The sequence below is a fragment of the Roseibium aquae genome, assembly GCF_008711285.1.
In the GTDB taxonomy this organism is placed as follows: domain Bacteria; phylum Pseudomonadota; class Alphaproteobacteria; order Rhizobiales; family Stappiaceae; genus Roseibium; species Roseibium aquae.
Genome location: NZ_VXDC01000005.1, coordinates 80,932 through 99,134, shown reverse-complemented (window position 1 = coordinate 99,134; position 18,203 = coordinate 80,932). Strand labels below are relative to the sequence as shown.

Sequence of the window (18,203 nt, the reverse complement as noted above, 5' to 3'; positions counted from 1 at the left end):
ACAGATTGGCCACACGGCCCCAGAGGATTGAATGACCCGCCGCCAAGACAATATCGACGTGCCGACCACCGCCGAGCCGACAGCCTTTGGGAAAAAGGTCTTCGTTCGCACCTATGGCTGCCAGATGAATGTCTATGACAGCGATCGCATGACGGAGGTTCTGGCGCGCGAAGGGTATGAAGCGACCGATACGCCTGAAGATGCCGATCTGGTGCTGCTCAACACCTGCCACATCCGGGAGAAGGCAGCCGAGAAGGTGTATTCCGAACTGGGGCGGCTCCGCAAAATCAAGGATGAGCGCGCGCGGGACGGCAAATCGACGATGATCGGCGTGGCCGGCTGCGTTGCCCAGGCCGAAGGCGCGGAAATCTCCAGACGTGCGCCGGTCGTCGATCTGGTGGTCGGGCCGCAAAGCTACCACCAGCTCCCCGGGCTTTTGAACCGCGCCAAATCGGGTGAAAAGGTCGTCGAGACTGAATTCGACATCGACGCCAAGTTCGAGGATCTGTCCAGGGCGGCGGTCAAACCTGTGCGCCAACGGCCGCCTTCGGCTTTCCTGACGGTTCAGGAAGGGTGTGACAAGTTCTGCACCTTCTGCGTGGTGCCCTATACACGCGGCGCGGAAGTATCGCGCCCGGTGTCCCAGATCGTCGAGGAAGCAAGGCGCATGGCGGCCGAAGGTGTGCGCGAAGTCACGCTCTTGGGTCAGAATGTCAACGCCTATCACGGCGAAGGTCCCGACGGGAAAACCTGGGGACTGGGCCGGCTGTTGCGCGAGCTCGCCGAAATCAGCGGCCTGGACCGCCTGCGCTACACCACCAGCCACCCCCGCGATATGGATGAGGATTTGATCGAGGCGCACCGCGATCTCAAATCGCTGATGCCCTATCTGCATCTTCCCGTCCAGTCAGGATCGGACAAGATCCTGAAGGCCATGAACCGCAAACATACCCGGGACGAGTATTTCAAGCTGATCGACCGCATCCGCGACGCAGCTCCCGGTCTGGCGCTGTCGGGCGATTTCATCGTCGGCTTTCCAGGTGAAACCGATGCCGATTTCGAGGACACGATGGATTTGATCCGGCGTGTGGAATATGGCTCCGCGTTCTCCTTCAAGTACAGCCAAAGGCCGGGCACGCCGGGCGCGACGATGGCCAATCAGGTGCCAGAAGACATCAAGAGCGCCCGTTTGCTGGAACTCCAGGCACTGCTGACAGAACAACAGCGCGCGTTCAATGCCTCCCGTCTTGGCATGGTTTGCGACGTGCTTCTGGAAAAGAAAGGGCGGCAACCGGGCCAGCTCACCGGCAAGTCCCCGTGGTTGCAGGCTGTCCAGGTCGATGCTCCGGAAGACCTGATCGGAACGATACAAGCGGTGGAAATCATAGAGATCGGAAGCAATTCCCTGTTCGGGGCCCGAATCGGCAGGCAAGATGAGCACCTGTCCACAGCCCCGGACCTCAAGGAGGTGGCATTTGACGCGTGACAGCCAATCCCCGGCGCGCAGACTGCCGGAATCCAAACATGCTCCGGCTTCCGATCTCACTCACATCGTCCTTGCATTCGAAGACAACCGGCTTGTTGGCGACCTGTTTGGCCAATTTGACCAGAATCTCGCGCTGATCGAGCAGCGGCTCGGCGTCGACGCGATTGCCCGCGGCAATCAGGTCACCCTCAAGGGCAGCCAGTCCGGCTGCAGCCAGGCCAGGGCCGCCCTTGAAGCGCTCTATCAACGGCTGCAACAAGGTCAGGACATTCATCCCGGAGACGTGGAGGGCGCGCTGCGGATGGCGGCCGCCGCCGAGGCCCAGTTGCCACTGCCCACTCTGGAACCGAAATCGCGGCTGGCCTTCGCCCAGATTTCAACCCGCCGCAAGACGGTCGTTGCGCGCACGCCAACTCAAGATGCCTATATCCGGGCAATGGACCGCGCGGACCTTGTTTTCGGCACCGGCCCCGCGGGAACCGGCAAGACCTATCTGGCGGTCGCCTATGCCGCTGCTCTTCTGGAGCGCGGCGACGTGGCCCGCCTGATCCTTTCGCGTCCGGCTGTGGAGGCCGGCGAACGGCTCGGCTTTCTTCCCGGCGACATGAAAGACAAGGTCGACCCGTATCTGCGCCCGCTTTATGACGCCATGTATGACATGATGCCGCCGGAAAAAGTCGAACGCGGCCTCCAGTCCGGGATGATCGAGGTCGCGCCTCTCGCCTTCATGCGCGGCCGGACCCTGTCCAACGCGGTGGTTTTGCTCGACGAAGCGCAGAACACAACGTCGATGCAGATGAAGATGTTCCTGACCCGTCTCGGGGAAGGATCGAAGATGATCGTGACGGGCGACCCCAGCCAGGTCGATCTGCCGGCGGGACAATTGTCCGGCTTGCGCGAAGCGCTGCACCTGTTGCCGGACGTGGAAGGTGTCACCCATGTGCGCTTCACGGAGAAAGACGTCGTCCGCCACGAACTCGTCGCCCGCATCGTGACGGCTTACGACAATGCCTCGCGCGAAGCCGCTCAAGCCCGCGAACGCAGGCGATCAGAGAGCTTGCCGGGTCAAACCGATGCAAAGGCCGAAGACCGTGCGCGATGACCCGGGCTCGTCCTGCGGCGGCAGTCCCCTCATGATCGATGTCAGCGTGCAAGGGGGCGATTGGCCACCGGATGCAGATCTTGAGGCATGGTGCGCGCGGTGCACGGCAGTTGCTCTTGCCACCGGTCTCAAGATCCGGCCAGGAACCGAACTTTCGGTTGTCTTCACCGATGACGCCGCGATAAAGGATCTCAACGCAACTTGGCGCGCGAAGAATTCGGCTACGAATGTGCTGTCTTTTCCGGCCAGTGATCCTGACGGCGACACATATGGGCCATTTCTCGGCGATATCGTGCTTGCACAGGAAACCACGAGCCGCGAGGCGGACGAATTGGGAATTGAATTAAGCGATCACATTGCCCATTTGATCGTTCATGGATTTCTTCACCTTTTCGGCTATGACCATCAGGATGACGCGGACGCTGAAGTGATGGAAACCCTTGAACGCAGGATCATGGCAGACTTGGGTCTGAATGATCCTTACGCGGATCGCCCCCTGCTGGCCGATGGGCCTTGAAGCCAGCAACCACATCTGACGACAAACAATGATGAGTGCACAAAATACGACGAATACCGTAACCCCTTCCGCACCCCACCCGGCATCCGGCGCAGGCGGACAGGACAGCGAAGACCCCCAGCAGCGAAAGCCGCGGAGCAACGGATCACTTTTGACCCGGCTCAAGCGGCTTTTTGGACTGGCTCCCGGCACAAATCTTCGGGAAAATCTGGAAGACGAACTGGCCAGAGACAGCGGCAATGCCAGTTTCTCGCCTGAAGAGCGGCTGCTCCTGAGCAACATCTTGCGTCTGCGGGAATTGCGCGTTGACGATGTGATGATCCCGCGCGCCAACATCGACGCCGTCGACAGTTCCACAACCCTCGGCGAGTTGATGGACCGGTTTCGCGAAAGCGGGCATTCCCGGATGCCCGTTTACGTCGAGACCCTCGATGACCCGCGTGGAATGGTGCACATCAAGGATTTGATGGCCTATATCGCCGAATGTGGCGGATTGTGCCCGGCCGGCGGGATGGGCCAGGTCAATGGACATGCGGCAGAGCCGGCGTCTGAAGAGACTGCGGAAACACCAGTGTTGGCTACAGTGGGGCACAACAGCGCGCGGATCGAGCTTGGCAATGTCAATCTGTCCATAGCACTTGCGGATACGGGGCTCATTCGCGATCTCCTGTTCGTTCCCCCCTCCATGCCCGCGACGGACCTGATGGCAAAGATGCAGGCCGGCCGCATCCAGATGGCATTGGTGATCGACGAGTATGGCGGGACGGATGGCCTGGTCTCGCTGGAGGACCTTGTCGAAGAGGTGGTCGGAGACATTGAGGACGAGCACGACGAGGACGAGGACGCCATGCTGGAAGCTGTCGGTGACGGCATGTGGATGGCCGATCCGCGGATTCCCATCGAAGAACTCGATGAAGCGCTTGGCACCGACATTGCCGCCGGAGACATTATCGAGGAAGTCGATACGCTTGGCGGGCTTCTTTACGTGACAGCGGGACGCGTGCCGGTTCGCGGCGAACTCTTGTTTGTTCCGCAAGTGTCCGGCTTCGAGTTCGAAATCCTGGACGCGGATCCCCGGCGGATCAAACGACTGCGGATCCGGCGGCGGCGTCTGGACCCCCGGGCCACCGAAATCCGGCGACGTTCAAAACGTCCCGAAGACGAGGGGGCACCCGACCCGTCAACGGAGCCCGCACCGGCCGAACCACAATCTTCCGCGGAAGCCGGCACCGCCGAGCCCTCCGAAGCCAAGGCCGTTCAGCAGCCGAACGCGCAGGCCGGCGGCTAACGCAACCTTGACCAGGCCGGGGTGGTCAGCCAAAGCTGCTTCCGCATCGCGATTCGCATTCCGGCCTTCATGCTCAAGACACTTGCCCCAACTCTGCTTCTGGTGTTGCCGAACAGCTGTTTGCTGGCCTGGGGCTGGCGCCGCGCGCTGATTGCCCTGCTGGCAGGAGCGGTCACTTCCCTGGCGCTGCCACCAGCCGGTGTTCTGATGGCTCCTGTGATCGGGTTTTCGTGCCTGGTTTGGCTGATGGATGGCACCGTGTCCCGGCCAGAAGCCCGACGCAGGGCGGTATTTTTCTCGCGCTTCCGGTTGGGCTGGTTTTTCGGGTTCGGCTATTTTCTCGCCTCGCTCTGGTGGATCGGTTCGGCCTTTCTTGTGGAGGCCGAGCAATTCGCCTGGATGATGCCCTTCGCGGTGCTTTTGATGCCGGTCGGACTGGCATTGTTCACCGGGCTGGGCGCAGGAATCGCTGGTCTGTTCTGGCGCGACGGCTGGCGCAGGATCCTGTCGCTGGCGGTGTTTCTCAGCGCATCGGACTGGCTGCGCGGCCATATCCTGACCGGCTTTCCCTGGAACAGCTTCGGCTATCTCGTGGCGGACAATCTAGCGCTCTCCCAGACCGCGAGCGTGGTTGGCCTCTATGGCCTCGGGTTTCTCGTTGTTCTACTCGCGGCATTGCCCGCGACCTTGATCGACAGCACCACCCGGCGGCAAGCCATTTTGCCAACCGCAATCGCATGTGTCGCCGTTGCTGTCCTTTGGGGCGCAGGTCAGGTGCGTCTCACGGCCCCCGTGCCAACGGCTGCGGCCGAGGTCAACATCCGCATTGTGCAGCCCTCGATACCGCAGGAGGAAAAATGGCGGCCGGAAAACCGGCAGATGATTTTCCAAACGCTTCTGGACCTGACCAGAGCGCCCTTGGGCGGAGCGTCGGTGGTCGGTTTGCCTCAGATCGTGATCTGGCCGGAGTCCGCCCTGCCCTTTCTTCTGACACGCGAGCCCGGTGCGCTTTACCAGATCGCGCAGGCTTTGCCAGAGCATGCGGTCCTCGTTACCGGCGCGATCCGGGTTGAAGCCGGCGACGGGCCAGCTTCCTTCTTCAACAGCATCTACGTGATCGATACGGACGGAACGATCATCGACCTATACGACAAGGTCAGGCTTGTTCCCTTTGGCGAATATCTGCCGCTGGAACCTTTGCTCACACGCATCGGATTGACCGCACTGGTGAATGCGCCATCGGCATTTCAACCCGGTTTGACGCGGCGCCCCCTCACAACGGCCGGCGATTTTCCCAGCTTCATCCCCCTGGTTTGCTATGAAACCATCTTTCCCGGATTATCCCGCAGGACGGGCCTCGGGGCCGAATGGCTGCTGAATGTCACAAATGATGCCTGGTTTGGCCGCACCCTCGGTCCATATCAACATTTTGCCAAGGCGCGGATGCGGGCAATCGAGCAAGGCCTGCCCATGGTTCGTGCAGCCAATACGGGAATCTCGGCAATCATCGATAGCAAAGGCACCGCCGTTGGACGGTTGAATCTGTTTCAATCTGGCGTTGTCGACGGTGTCCTGCCAGGGGCGGCGCCAACCACTCCCTATGCGCGTCTGGGCGATATAGTGTATGGAATCCTGTTATTTTTGAGTGCTTTGGCCTTCTTTGGCCCACGATACAACCGACGTTCGCGTAAAAATTGATTTTCCGCTTGGTCACCGTGATTGCATTGTGATACAACCGTTAAATCGCTCAGGACAAGCGAAACGTGCTGAATTGGCCGCAGATCTACGGGGCATTTCTGCAATTCTTGCATGTGTGGGACGTGCAAGGTGCCGGTTCATGGAAAAGCCCGGGCGGTCTGTCCGCCCTGAGACAAGAAAGACAGATGAGTCATGCCCAGTAAAAAGGCTCCCAATCCCATCGATATTCACGTCGGCAGCCGCGTGCGTCTTCGCCGGATGATGCTCGGTATGAGCCAGGAGAAGCTCGGCGAAAGCCTCGGCATAACGTTCCAGCAGATCCAAAAATACGAAAAGGGAACCAACCGGATTGGCGCAAGCCGCTTGCAGCATATTGCAACAATCCTGAAAGTGCCGATCTCGTTCTTCTTTGAAGACGCGCCCGGAAGTCCTGCCGAAGCGGAAAACATGGGTGAGAACCAGCCCACCAGCTATGTGGTGGATTTCCTGTCGTCTTCCGAAGGCCTGTCCTTGAACAAAGCCTTCGTCCGCATTGAAGACCCCAAAGTCCGCCGCCGGATCGTTGATCTGGTCCGGTCTCTGGCCGGCGACGATTGAGCAGACAACTAATCTGCTTGACCTTTGGATTGACATTGGGAATTTATGGCACCCGAAGCGGCGACATCATTCGCCGCTTCATTTTTATTGTTTCCCAGAAGGACGCTCGCCAATGGCCCGTCAGAATTATCTATTCACGTCGGAATCCGTTTCCGAAGGTCATCCCGACAAGGTTTGCGACCGGATCTCCGACGCAGTCGTCGATGCCTATCTCACACAGATGCCGGATGCACGCGTTGCATGCGAGACGCTTGCAACGACGAACCGCATCGTGATCGCCGGTGAGACCCGGGGTCCGGACACGGTCACCAATGACTACATCGCCCATCTCGCCAGGTTGGCGGTGAAGGACATCGGATACACGCAAGAAGGCTTCGACTGGCAGACCTGCGACATCGCGGTCCACCTGCATGGCCAGTCCGCTCATATCGCTCAAGGCGTCGATGCCTCCGGCAACAAGGACGAAGGAGCCGGCGACCAGGGCATCATGTTCGGCTACGCATGCCGCGAGACCCCCGAACTGATGCCGGCACCCATTCTTTTTTCCCATCGCATCCTGCGTCTTCTGGCAGACGCCCGCAAATCCGGCGCGGAACCGGCGCTCGGACCCGACGCGAAAAGCCAGGTGACCGTCCGCTACGAGAACGGACAGCCGGTCGGCGTGACATCCGTGGTTCTGTCGACGCAGCACCTGGACGAAAAACTGACATCCCAGGACATACGGGCCATCGTGACGCCCTACATCGAAAAAGCCCTTCCGGAAGGCTGGCTGACGGCAGAAACCGTCTGGCACGTCAATCCAACCGGTGCCTTCGTGATCGGCGGCCCTGATGGCGACTGTGGCCTGACCGGCCGCAAGATCATCGTCGACACCTATGGCGGCGCAGCTCCCCACGGTGGCGGCGCCTTCTCCGGAAAGGATCCCACCAAGGTGGACCGGTCGGCAGCCTATGCCGCGCGCTATCTGGCAAAGAATATCGTGGCCGCGGATCTCGCCGATCGCTGCACGATTCAGCTCTCCTATGCCATCGGTGTCTCCGACCCCTTGTCGATCTATGTGAACCTGCATGAAACCGGCCGCTGCGATGAAGCCAAGCTCGAGACCGCTGTGCGCGACCTCATGAAGCTGAGCCCGCGCGGCATCCGTGAGCATCTGCAACTCAACCGTCCGATCTATGAACGGACCGCGGCATATGGGCACTTCGGGCGCGAACCCGATGCGGATGGCGGTTTTTCCTGGGAGAAGACCGACCTGGTCAGCGATCTCAAGACATTGGCTGGCTAAGCGGCCGAACGAAAGACAACACGAAGACCGCCGGCTTTCCGGAGCCGGTGGTCTGGTTCCCAAGCATGACACACGACAACTACGACGGATCCTTTTTCGGCCGGCGCAAGGGCAAGCCACTCAGCCCGAAACGGCTCGGTCTGATGAGCACTCACTTGCCCCGCCTTCGCCTTTGTCTGGAGACGCCAGCACCGGCGGATCTATCGGCGCTGTTCGATGCGGATGTCGGTGAGGTTTGGCTGGAAGTTGGATTTGGCGGCGGCGAGCACCTCTTGCACCGGGCGCGGGAAAATCCCCATGTCGGCATTATCGGGGTCGAGCCATTTGTCGATAGCATGGGGAAGGCCGTTGCTGCGATTGTCGAAAACGCCATTCCCAACATTCGGCTCTTTGATGACGACGCCATCAGGGTTCTGGACTGGCTCCCGCCTGCGTCGATCGATCTCGCCTATCAGCTCTATCCCGATCCATGGCCCAAAAAGCGCCATTGGAAACGCCGGTTCATCAATACCGAGAATCTTGATCGCTATGCCCGCGCGTTAAAGCCCGGCGCCGAATTTCGCTTTGCCAGCGACATTGACACCTATGTGGACTGGACGTTGCAGCATTGCCGGGATCACCCGGGCTTTGCGTGGAGCGCGGAAACATCCACTGATTGGCTGACCCCATGGGCCAATTGGCCGGGTACGCGTTATGAAGCCAAAGCCCTGCGGGAGGGACGGGCCCCTCGCTATCTGACATTCAGGCGGGTATGATCTGAAGGGTCTTGCCGGCAGCTTTCGTTGGAATCTGCCAAGAGGGCTTGCTTTTCCCCTCAGTTTGGCGGTATACCCTCGCCTATCACCTCAAGCGGCTACATTGGCAGATTGAGAGTGGGCCCTTCGCGGACCCGCTCTTTTTGGCTTACCCGATCCGCGATGACATTCCGGTCATGCGGCATAGGTACCAACCGCAGCCACAATGAGGCAGGCTTCGCCGGAGCAGAATGAGCAGGAGCACGGATTGAGCGCGAACGAACCGCGGATTATTACCGAACAGGGACTGGAAGCCCGTGTGGCCGCCATCGTTGAGCCGGTCATCGAGGATCTCGGATACCGTTTGGTGCGCGCCAAGATCAGCGCGGCCAATGGCTGCACCCTGCAGATCATGGCAGAGCGCCCGGACGGAACCATGACCGTCGAAGATTGCGAAACCGTGAGCCGTGGCGTGTCGCCCGCGCTTGATGTCGAAGACCCGATCAACCGGGCGTACCATCTGGAGGTTTCGTCTCCCGGTATCGACCGCCCGCTGGTGCGCACAAGTGATTTCGATCGCTGGTCCGGACATGACACCAAGATCGAGATGGCTGTTCTGCAGGACGGCCGCCGCCGGTTTCGCGGCGTTTTGCTGGGCGCTGAGAACGGCATGGCGAAACTCAAGCTTCCCGACACGAAACCGGATGAGCCGGACACGGTGACATTGCCGTTGTCGGAAATCGGCGAGGCGAGGCTCGTTCTTACCGACGATTTGATCACTGCGGCCCTGAAGGCGGAAAAGGCTGCTCTTGCGGCCCGCGACGCAGATCAACAGTTCGAACAGGACAACACCCCCAACTGAGCGGTGAACGCTCGCGCGGGACAAAATGACAGCGCCCTGAAGAACGGCGTCAGAGGAGTGAAGTGAATGGCTATCAGCGCGAACCGGCTCGAATTGCTGCAGATCGCTGACGCGGTCGCGCGCGAGAAGTCGATCGACCGCGCCATTGTGATCGCGGCGATGGAAGATGCGATCCAGAAGGCGGCGCGCTCGCGCTACGGCACCGAGACGGAAGTCCGGGCCGAGATCAATCCCAAGACCGGCGACATGCGTCTGCAGCGCCTGCTGCAAGTGGTCGATCACGTGGAAAATATCTCGACCGAAATCGCCCTTGAAGATGCCCAGGCCCGCAACCCGGAAGCCAGCATCGGCGACTTCATCGCAGAGCCTTTGCCGCCATTGGACTTTGGCCGGATTGCCGCGCAGTCCGCCAAGCAAGTGATCGTGCAAAAGGTCCGGGAAGCCGAGCGCGACCGTCAGTATGACGAATTCAAGGACCGCGTTGGAGAGATCGTGAACGGCGTCGTCAAACGCGCCGAATACGGCAACGTGATCGTCGATCTTGGACGGGGCGAGGGAATCGTCCGCCGCGACGAGTTGATCCCGCGCGAAATTTTCCGAACGGGAGACCGGATCCGCGCCTATATCCACGATGTCCGGCGCGAACAGCGCGGACCGCAGATCTTCCTGTCGCGCACCCACCCGCAATTCATGGCAAAACTCTTCGCCCAGGAAGTGCCAGAAATTTATGACGGGGTGATCGAAATCCGGTCCGTTGCCCGTGATCCAGGCTCCCGCGCGAAGATTGCGGTGATCTCGAACGACTCATCGATTGACCCGGTCGGCGCCTGCGTGGGGATGCGCGGCAGCCGCGTCCAAGCCGTCGTCGGCGAGTTGCAGGGCGAGAAGATCGACATCATTCCTTGGAATCAGGATCCAGCCACATTCATCGTGAATGCCCTGCAGCCAGCCGAAGTGGCGAAGGTCGTTCTCGATGAAGACGCCGAACGGATCGAGGTCGTTGTTCCCGATGAGCAACTGTCCCTGGCGATCGGCCGGCGCGGTCAGAATGTCCGGCTGGCCTCCCAGCTGACCGGGTGGGCGATCGATATCATGACGGAACATGAGGAATCGGAGCGCCGCCAGAAGGAATTCCAGGAGCGCTCTCAACTCTTTATGGATGCGCTGAATGTCGATGAGATGGTCGGGCAGTTGCTTGCCACCGAAGGCTTCACCTCGGTCGAAGAGGTCGCCTACGTCGAACTCGACGAGATTTCGATGATCGAGGGCTTTGACGAGGAGACCGCCGAGGAGATCCAGGCCCGCGCCCGCGACTTTCTCGATGAACAGGAAGCGACACTGGATGCCGAACGGCGCGAATTGGGTGTCGCCGACGAATTGCGGTCCATCGATGGCTTGACCACGGCCATGCTGGTCGCACTCGGCAAGGATGACATCAAGACGATAGAAGACCTGGCGGGGTGTGCTGCCGACGACCTCGTCGGATGGACGGAACGCAAGGACGGCGAGACCAAACGTTTCGAGGGAACCTTGAGCGAGTTCGGCCTGTCGCGCACCGAAGCGGAAGCCATCGTGATGTCCGCCCGCCTGGCGGCGGGATGGATCACGGAAGCCGATTTGGCCGGCGACGCGGACGAAGACGCCGTTGAAGAGTTCGACGAGGACGAAGCAACAGAAACCGACGAGGCAGCCGATCAATCCGGCGCGATCCTCAACGATTGACCGAACGGCGGGCGGCATTTTGCCGGGAAAGGGCGGGACAACGCCGTGCCGAGAAAAAACGAGCCGACGGAACGGCGCTGCGCTGTGAGCCGCAGTGTGGTTCCCGTCGACAGACTTATCCGGTTTGTCCTTGACCCCGAAGGTCGGGTCACACCGGATCTGAAACGAAAACTCCCTGGGCGCGGTGTCTGGATCACCGCATCCAGAGCAGCGGTAGAGGCCGCGGAAAAGGACGGAAAAAAAGTTTTCGGCCGGGGTTTCAAGTCGGACGTAAAGCTTGAGCCTGGCCTGGCCGGTAACGTGGACGACCTTATGGTACGCGCGGCTTTGCAAGCGTTGTCGCTGACCCGCAAGGCTGGCGAATTGGTCACGGGGTTCTCGAAAGTCGAAGCCGCTTTGCGAGGCGGTTCCGTCATTGGCCTCATCCACGCAAGCGAGGCGGCGGACGATGGTGTGAGAAAGCTCTCGGCCGCAGCGCTGGGGTTGGAAAAGACTGCAAACGGGTGCCCTGTCGTCCGTTTGTTCGAATCGGCACAATTGGATTTGGCATTGGGTCGGTCAAATGTGATACATGCTGCACTGCTTGCGGGTTCAGCGAGCGAAAACTTCCTATCGCGAGTGCGCGAACTGGAGGCATTTCGATCCAATTCCGCACTCGAAGAGATAAGCAACGCAGCCGGAGCGGTTGCGCAGGACTGAAGGCAATATGAGCGATACGAAAAATCCGGGTGACAAGACAATCAGCGTTGAGCGCAAAACGCTCGGCCTCAAGGGACGCGGCGGCGATCAGGGAACTGTTCGTCAGTCCTTCTCGCACGGCCGGTCGAAGGCCGTTGTGGTCGAAAAGAAAAAGCGCCGCGTTGTTGTCCCTGGGCAAGAGCAGAAGCCGGAAGCGCCCGTGCAACGCGCCGAGCGCCCTGTGGAACCCACAAAACGCCTGCACACCGATCAACATGCGGCACCGGCCGGCCAGAAGCCGGCGGCCAAACCCCAGCAGCGCAATCAGCGCCCTCAAAAGGGCGGCGGAAACGTTCTGCGCACGCTGACCAAGGAAGAGGCGGCCGCACGGGCCGCCGCCTTGAAAATGGCGCAGGTGCGCGAAGTCGAAGAGCGCAAGCAGGCCGAAGAGGATGCCAAGCGCCGGGCCGCCGAAGAAGCTAAACGGGCGGCCGAAGAAGAAGCACAGCGCCAGCAGGAAGAAGAACAGCGCAAACTGCGCGAGACGGAAGAAGTCAAACAGGCCTCTGAGCGTGCAGACAACGACGCCAAGACGGCCGACGACGCACCAAGCGTTCAGCCAGAGATTGCTGATGAGCCGCTGGCCGCCGCCGAGACGGCGAAAATTCCGCCGGCAGCCGCCGAAGACCGGCCGCATCGGGCAGCGAAAGCGACCCCGGGAACCGCGCGCCCCGCCGCCGAGGCAGGCGATGCAGATGACGGCCGGGCCAAAGGACTGAAAACCGTCAAACGCGCAAAGCCGGCAGCCGCTCCGGCCCGTCCGCGCGCAAACGAAGACCGGCGCCGGTCGAAGCTGACCATTTCGACCGCCACGGGCGGCGAAGAGCAACGCTCGCGGTCGCTTGCGTCCATGCGCCGGCGCCAGGAAAAGGCCAAACGCGGTCAGCAACAGGTTCAGCGCGAAAAGATCTCCCGCGAAGTCGTGCTTCCGGAAGCCATCACCATCCAGGAATTGGCCAACCGCATGGCCGAACGCGCCGTGGACGTGATCAAGCTTCTGATGAAGCAAGGCCAGATGCTGAAGATCAATGATGTGATCGATGCGGACACCGCTGAACTGATCGCAGAGGAAATGGGGCACACGGTCAAACGCGTGTCGGAAGCTGATGTCGAGGTGGGCCTGTTCTCGGTCGAGGATGACCCATCGACGCTGAAGCCGCGCCCGCCGGTCGTGACCATCATGGGTCACGTCGACCATGGCAAGACCTCGCTCCTCGATGCAATCCGGAATGCCAAGGTTGTCACCGGAGAAGCCGGTGGCATCACCCAGCATATTGGCGCCTACCAGGTCGAACAGGGGGACAACAAGATCACCTTCATCGACACGCCCGGCCACGCGGCCTTCAGCCAAATGCGGGCGCGCGGAGCGAAATCGACCGACATCGTGATCCTGGTTGTTGCTGCTGATGATGGCGTCATGCCGCAGACCAAGGAAGCGATCGCCCACGCCAAGGCCGCCGATGTACCGATCATCGTGGCGATCAACAAGATCGACAAGCCCGATGCCGATCCCAACCGGGTCCGCACCGAGTTGCTGAGCGATGAAATCGTCGTTGAATCCATGGGCGGTGATGTCATCGATGTCGAGGTCTCGGCCAAGCAGGGAACGAATCTGGACAAGCTCCTCGAGATGATCCTGCTGCAATCGGAAGTTCTTGAACTGAAGGCCAATCCGGACCGGACAGCGGAAGGCATCGTGGTTGAAGCCCAGCTCGACCGGGGCCGGGGCCCGGTGGCCACCATTCTGGTTCAAAAGGGCACGCTGCGTACCGGCGACATTCTGGTGGCCGGCTCCGAGTGGGGCCGTGTGCGCGCCATGCTCGACGAGAACGGCACCCAGGTGAAAGAGGCCGGACCGGCCAAACCGGTCGAAGTCCTCGGGTTCCAGGGAACGCCGGAAGCGGGCGACATGGTCGCCGTTGTCGAGAACGAAGCGCGGGCGCGGGAAATCGCCAACTACCGCCAGCGGCAAATCCGGGAAAAGGCCTCCGTGGTCGCATCCGGATCGCGCGGATCGCTCGAGCAGATGATGAACCGTCTGCAGGAGAAGGGGAAAAAGGAATTCCCACTGGTCCTCAAGGGCGACGTCCAGGGGTCTGTCGAAGCGATCAACCATGCCTTGGCGGAACTCGGCAACGAGGAAGTTGCCGCCCGGGTGCTCCTGGCCGGTGTTGGTGGCATCACCGAAAGCGATGTCACCCTTGCTTCGGCGTCAAAGGCTCCGATCATCGGCTTCAATGTACGCGCCAACAAGCAGGCGCGGGAAGCGGCCCAGCGCGATGGCATCGAGATCCGGTATTACAACGTGATCTACGATCTGGTCGACGATGTGAAGGCGGCAATGTCCGGGCTTTTGTCACCCGAGCGCCGGGAAACCTTTCTTGGCAACGCGGAGATCAAGGAAATCTTCCATATCACCAAGGTTGGCAAAGTCGCCGGCTGTCTTGTCACCGAGGGCATCGTCGAACGCGGTGCGAGCGTGCGCCTTATCCGCGACGATGTGGTCATCCACGAAGGCAAGCTCGGCACGCTCAAGCGCTTCAAGGACGAGGTCAAGACGGTCGAATCCGGTCAGGAATGCGGCATGAACTTCGTCAACTACCAGGACATGCGTCCGGGCGACATCATCGAGTGCTTCCGGGTCGAGGAAATCGCCCGCACACTCTAGCGGCCGGATTGAAACGACTGCTTTTCGCGCCGGCGCGTTCCGACAGGACCCCGCCGGCGCACTGCATTCGGGCGCTTGAGACACGGCGCGCCGAACAGCAAGGATAACGATAATGGCAAAACATCATGGACATGGTCCAAAGGGCCCATCCCAGCGCCAGTTGCGCGTGGCCGAGACCGTGCGCAAGGAGCTGTCCGACATTTTCACTCGCGGTGAAGTCACGGAACTGGATTTGAAGGGCACGATCATCACGGTCCCGGAAGTCCGCATGACGCCGGACCTGCGCCTTGCCACCTGCCTGGTCATGCCGCTTGGCGGTGCGGGCGGCCAGGATGTCGTGGACCTTCTCAACCGTCATGCCAAGTTCCTCCGGGGCCTGGTCTCTCGCCGGCTGACCATGAAATACATGCCGGACCTCAAGTTCATCCTCGACACGCGATTCGACGACGATGACCGGATTGACACTCTACTGCACTCGCCAAACGTGGCGCGGGATCTCAGCACCCCGGACGAAAAGGACTAACGGATTTTCCAAATGGCGCGCCAAAACCAACGCAAAAGAAAAAAGAACGCCGTCAACGGCTGGCTCGTTTTGGACAAGCCCTATGGCCTGACATCTAACGACGCCTTGGGGAAGCTGAAACGCATCCTGTCGCCGGAGAAAGTCGGCCACGCCGGAACGCTCGATCCGCGTGCGACCGGCTGCCTGCCCATCGCGTTCGGCGAGGCGACGAAGACCGTTCCCTTTGTCATGGACGGACGCAAGGTCTACCGGTTCGAGGTGACCTGGGGCGCGGAAACCAATACGGACGATACCGAAGGCGACGTTGTCGCAACGTCCGACAACCGGCCAACTGTGGACGCCATTCACGCCGTGCTTCCGGAGTTCACCGGCACCATCATGCAGGTGCCACCCAAGTTTTCCGCGATCAAGGTGGATGGGCAGCGGGCCTACGACCTTGCCCGCGACGGAGAGGACATCGAACTCGCCGCGCGTCCGATAGACATCCACCGTTTGACGCTAGTCGAATGCCCCGATGCGAACCGGGCCGTTTTCGAAGCCGAATGCGGCAAGGGAACCTATGTCCGCGCGATCGCCCGGGATTTGGCACGCCGCTTGAACACATGCGGTCATGTGACAGAGCTCCGCCGTTTGCTTGTTGGCCCGTTTGGCGAAGACGACATGGTCGGCCTGGACGAATTGATCGAAGCTGCCGACGGGCTTGAAGAGGGTGACCCGGTCGACGGCCTTGTCGCGGAATTCCTTCTGCCCGTCCGCGAGGCCATGGAAGACCTGCTCGAATTGCCTGTTTCCCTTGATGATGCGGCGAAAATCCGGAAGGGCATGGCGATTTTGCTCCGCGGACGCGACGCACCTTTAAATTGCGATCTGGCGTTCGCCAGCCATGCGGGTGTGCCGGTCGCCTTTGGCGCGATCCAAAAAGGCCGCTTTCAGCCAAGCCGGGTGTTTCATTTATAGCTTCATTTCGGGCACTGTAGTTCCTTTGGACCGGCAGCCGTATCCTGTACATAAACGCCAATAGTCAGGCTTTCATAAGAGTGATAGACTTCAGACAGCCGAGAACAATGTGCAGCATCGCTGCTGATCGGATTTCTCCGTAATACTTGAATGGTCTATTGGTTGTCAGTGCTGGGAGAAGCTGCCGATGACCAAGCGGAACACAGAATGACATTGCGGTTCAAGACCCTTCTTCTTGTATCTGCAACGCTCATTTTATCAGCTGCAGCGCTCTTCTATTTCGTCTCGGAGATTACGCTCGGGAGCTATCGGCAACTGGAAAACGACAACGCTAACAAAGATCTTCAACGTCTTGAAAAAGTGTTTCATGCGGATCTGGAGCGATTGTTCTCTTTGCTGGAAGACTTTGCGTCTTGGGACGACACCTACAGATTCATCGAAACTGACAACCCGGAATTCATACGCTCCAATTTTGCGGCGGATACATTTTCAGCGCCGGAGATTGAGTTTGTCCTGATTGTCGACAGCCTGGGCAATGCGCTGCACACGTCAAGCTACGGCCTCGAACCACAACTCGCAAAAGCGATCATCGCCGGTCTGGAGAACCGATTGGGTACGAGCGGCGATTTACTGGAAGACTATCCGGAGGAATATGGTCTAGTCACACTCCGCCGCGAAACACTCCTTATCGCTATGGCGCCTGTTTTGAAGAGTGACGACAGCGGGCCACCCAGAGGCGTCATGTTGGCGGGAAAAGTCCTCGACACCAAAATGCTGGATCAGTTGCGGCTAAGAACCCAACTCGACCTGAACTTCCAAAACCTCATGGTAAATCCGAATGTGCCGGGCGTAAAACCGCATCTGACAGCGTTCCTGGACGAAAATCCTTTACCATCCTTTGATAACCCGCCTCACTTGATGGTCGCTGACAATCCTCAATCGCTGTTGGGTTACATCCTCATGCCCGGAATCTTGGGGGATCCGCTCTTGTTGTGGGCGGTGGAGATACCCCGGGACATTTATTCACGCGGAATCCAAAGTTTGCGCGTGTTGCTTGTCGTAATGGCAGCCATAGGCGCCATCCTGATTTGTTGTATTTTGTTTCTCCTGGAGCGCCTCGTTCTGCGCCGTATTTCGAGGCTCGGCAAAACGGTGGCAGAAATTGGCGAAAAGGATGATCTTACAGTCCGAGTGCGCTCTGAAGGAACGGATGAACTTGGACAACTGGGGCGGACTTTGAACTGGATGCTGGACCAGCTTCAAGTCAGCCGAAAAAAGGCGCTCGAAGAACATGATCGGGCGGAAAATCTCCTCCTGAATATCTTGCCAAGCTCGATTGCGGAACAATTAAAGAACACAAATAAGCCGATTGCCGATTCACACAATGAGGTCAGCGTCCTCTTCGCGGATCTCGCAGGGTTCACAGCGCTTTCCGCGACCATGGCGCCGACCGATCTTCTGGCAATGCTGAACACGATTTTTTCTCGATTTGATGAACTGACCCAAACCCTTGGATTGGAAAAAATCAAGACAATCGGCGATGCGTACATGGTCGCCTCCGGTTTACCGGATCCACGGGACGATCATGCACAAGCCTGTGCGGAAATGGCGATTGGAATGCTCAAGGTTATGGACGAGTTCTCATCCGACTTTGAGCAACGACTCCAGATCCGGATCGGAATCAACTCCGGGACCGTTGTCGCGGGGGTCATCGGCAAGAAAAAATTCATCTACGATCTCTGGGGAGATACGGTGAATATTGCCAGCCGTATGGAATCGACGGGTGTGGTTGGAATGATCCAGGTCACTGAGGCCACATATGAGCGCCTGAAAAACAGTTACGATCTGGAAAAGCGCGGCGAAATTGACGTTAAGGGCTGTGGTCCAATGACAACTTATGTTCTTGAGGGGCGGAAAAATTGAGGACGAAGAATGTCGGATCGAAACAATAGGTGCGACGTGTTTCGGTCGACTTTCACTGGGGGGGCATCGGTCTCCCGGCGCCGTTTTCTTGCAAGTGTTTCAT

At 59.7% G+C, this 18,203-nt stretch carries 15 protein-coding genes; all 15 read left to right on the top strand.

Annotated features, from left to right (window positions below):
• Window positions 1-31: 31 nt before the first annotated feature.
• The 15 genes from miaB to F0184_RS09235 all read left to right on the top strand — a co-directional run bounded on the left by miaB (window position 32) and on the right by F0184_RS09235 (window position 18,100).
• Window positions 32-1,486 carry a tRNA (N6-isopentenyl adenosine(37)-C2)-methylthiotransferase MiaB gene (gene miaB, locus F0184_RS09305; protein ID WP_150495911.1) on the top strand — a complete coding sequence of 485 codons (1,455 nt, stop codon included), beginning with the start codon at window positions 32-34 and terminating at the stop codon, window positions 1,484-1,486.
• Window positions 1,476-2,588 (top strand): PhoH family protein, encoded by a 1,113-nt coding sequence (locus F0184_RS09300; protein ID WP_244299092.1) that lies wholly within the window; start codon window positions 1,476-1,478, stop codon window positions 2,586-2,588. Before miaB ends, F0184_RS09300 begins: the two co-directional genes overlap by 11 nt.
• A 31-nt stretch (window positions 2,589-2,619) precedes the next feature.
• Window positions 2,620-3,105, top strand: coding sequence for an rRNA maturation RNase YbeY (gene ybeY / locus F0184_RS09295; RefSeq protein WP_244299109.1), 486 nt, complete (start codon window positions 2,620-2,622; stop codon window positions 3,103-3,105).
• 31 nt (window positions 3,106-3,136) lie between these two features.
• Window positions 3,137-4,393, top strand: coding sequence for a CBS domain-containing protein (locus F0184_RS09290; protein ID WP_150496120.1), 1,257 nt, complete (start codon window positions 3,137-3,139; stop codon window positions 4,391-4,393).
• A 69-nt stretch (window positions 4,394-4,462) separates the two neighbouring features.
• Complete coding sequence (gene lnt / locus F0184_RS09285; protein ID WP_150495908.1) at window positions 4,463-6,091, top strand: apolipoprotein N-acyltransferase; 1,629 nt, start codon at window positions 4,463-4,465, stop codon at window positions 6,089-6,091.
• A 192-nt stretch (window positions 6,092-6,283) separates the two neighbouring features.
• On the top strand, window positions 6,284-6,688 hold the full coding sequence (locus tag F0184_RS09280; RefSeq protein WP_150495907.1) for a helix-turn-helix domain-containing protein: 405 nt from the start codon (window positions 6,284-6,286) through the stop codon (window positions 6,686-6,688).
• Window positions 6,689-6,800: 112 nt separating this feature from the next.
• Window positions 6,801-7,973 (top strand): methionine adenosyltransferase, encoded by a 1,173-nt coding sequence (gene metK / locus F0184_RS09275; RefSeq protein WP_150495906.1) that lies wholly within the window; start codon window positions 6,801-6,803, stop codon window positions 7,971-7,973.
• A 65-nt stretch (window positions 7,974-8,038) separates the two neighbouring features.
• Entirely contained in the window at window positions 8,039-8,728 is a 690-nt protein-coding gene (trmB, locus tag F0184_RS09270) for a tRNA (guanine(46)-N(7))-methyltransferase TrmB (protein ID WP_150495905.1), read from the top strand.
• A 247-nt stretch (window positions 8,729-8,975) separates the two neighbouring features.
• Entirely contained in the window at window positions 8,976-9,569 is a 594-nt protein-coding gene (gene rimP, locus F0184_RS09265; RefSeq protein ID WP_150495904.1) for a ribosome maturation factor RimP, read from the top strand.
• 66 nt (window positions 9,570-9,635) lie between these two features.
• A complete protein-coding gene (nusA, locus tag F0184_RS09260) occupies window positions 9,636-11,291 on the top strand; it encodes a transcription termination factor NusA (protein ID WP_150495903.1) in 1,656 nt (551 codons plus the stop codon).
• A gap of 45 nt (window positions 11,292-11,336) precedes the next feature.
• On the top strand, window positions 11,337-11,990 hold the full coding sequence (locus F0184_RS09255) for an RNA-binding protein (protein ID WP_150495902.1): 654 nt from the start codon (window positions 11,337-11,339) through the stop codon (window positions 11,988-11,990).
• Window positions 11,991-11,997: 7 nt separating this feature from the next.
• Entirely contained in the window at window positions 11,998-14,697 is a 2,700-nt protein-coding gene (gene infB, locus F0184_RS09250) for a translation initiation factor IF-2 (protein ID WP_150495901.1), read from the top strand.
• 112 nt (window positions 14,698-14,809) lie between these two features.
• Window positions 14,810-15,220, top strand: coding sequence for a 30S ribosome-binding factor RbfA (gene rbfA / locus F0184_RS09245; protein ID WP_150495900.1), 411 nt, complete (start codon window positions 14,810-14,812; stop codon window positions 15,218-15,220).
• A gap of 12 nt (window positions 15,221-15,232) precedes the next feature.
• Window positions 15,233-16,177: a tRNA pseudouridine(55) synthase TruB gene (truB, locus tag F0184_RS09240; RefSeq protein ID WP_150495899.1), complete on the top strand. Its 945-nt coding sequence runs from the start codon at window positions 15,233-15,235 to the stop codon at window positions 16,175-16,177.
• A 207-nt stretch (window positions 16,178-16,384) separates the two neighbouring features.
• On the top strand, window positions 16,385-18,100 hold the full coding sequence (locus tag F0184_RS09235; protein WP_172972061.1) for an adenylate/guanylate cyclase domain-containing protein: 1,716 nt from the start codon (window positions 16,385-16,387) through the stop codon (window positions 18,098-18,100).
• Window positions 18,101-18,203: the final 103 nt, after the last annotated feature.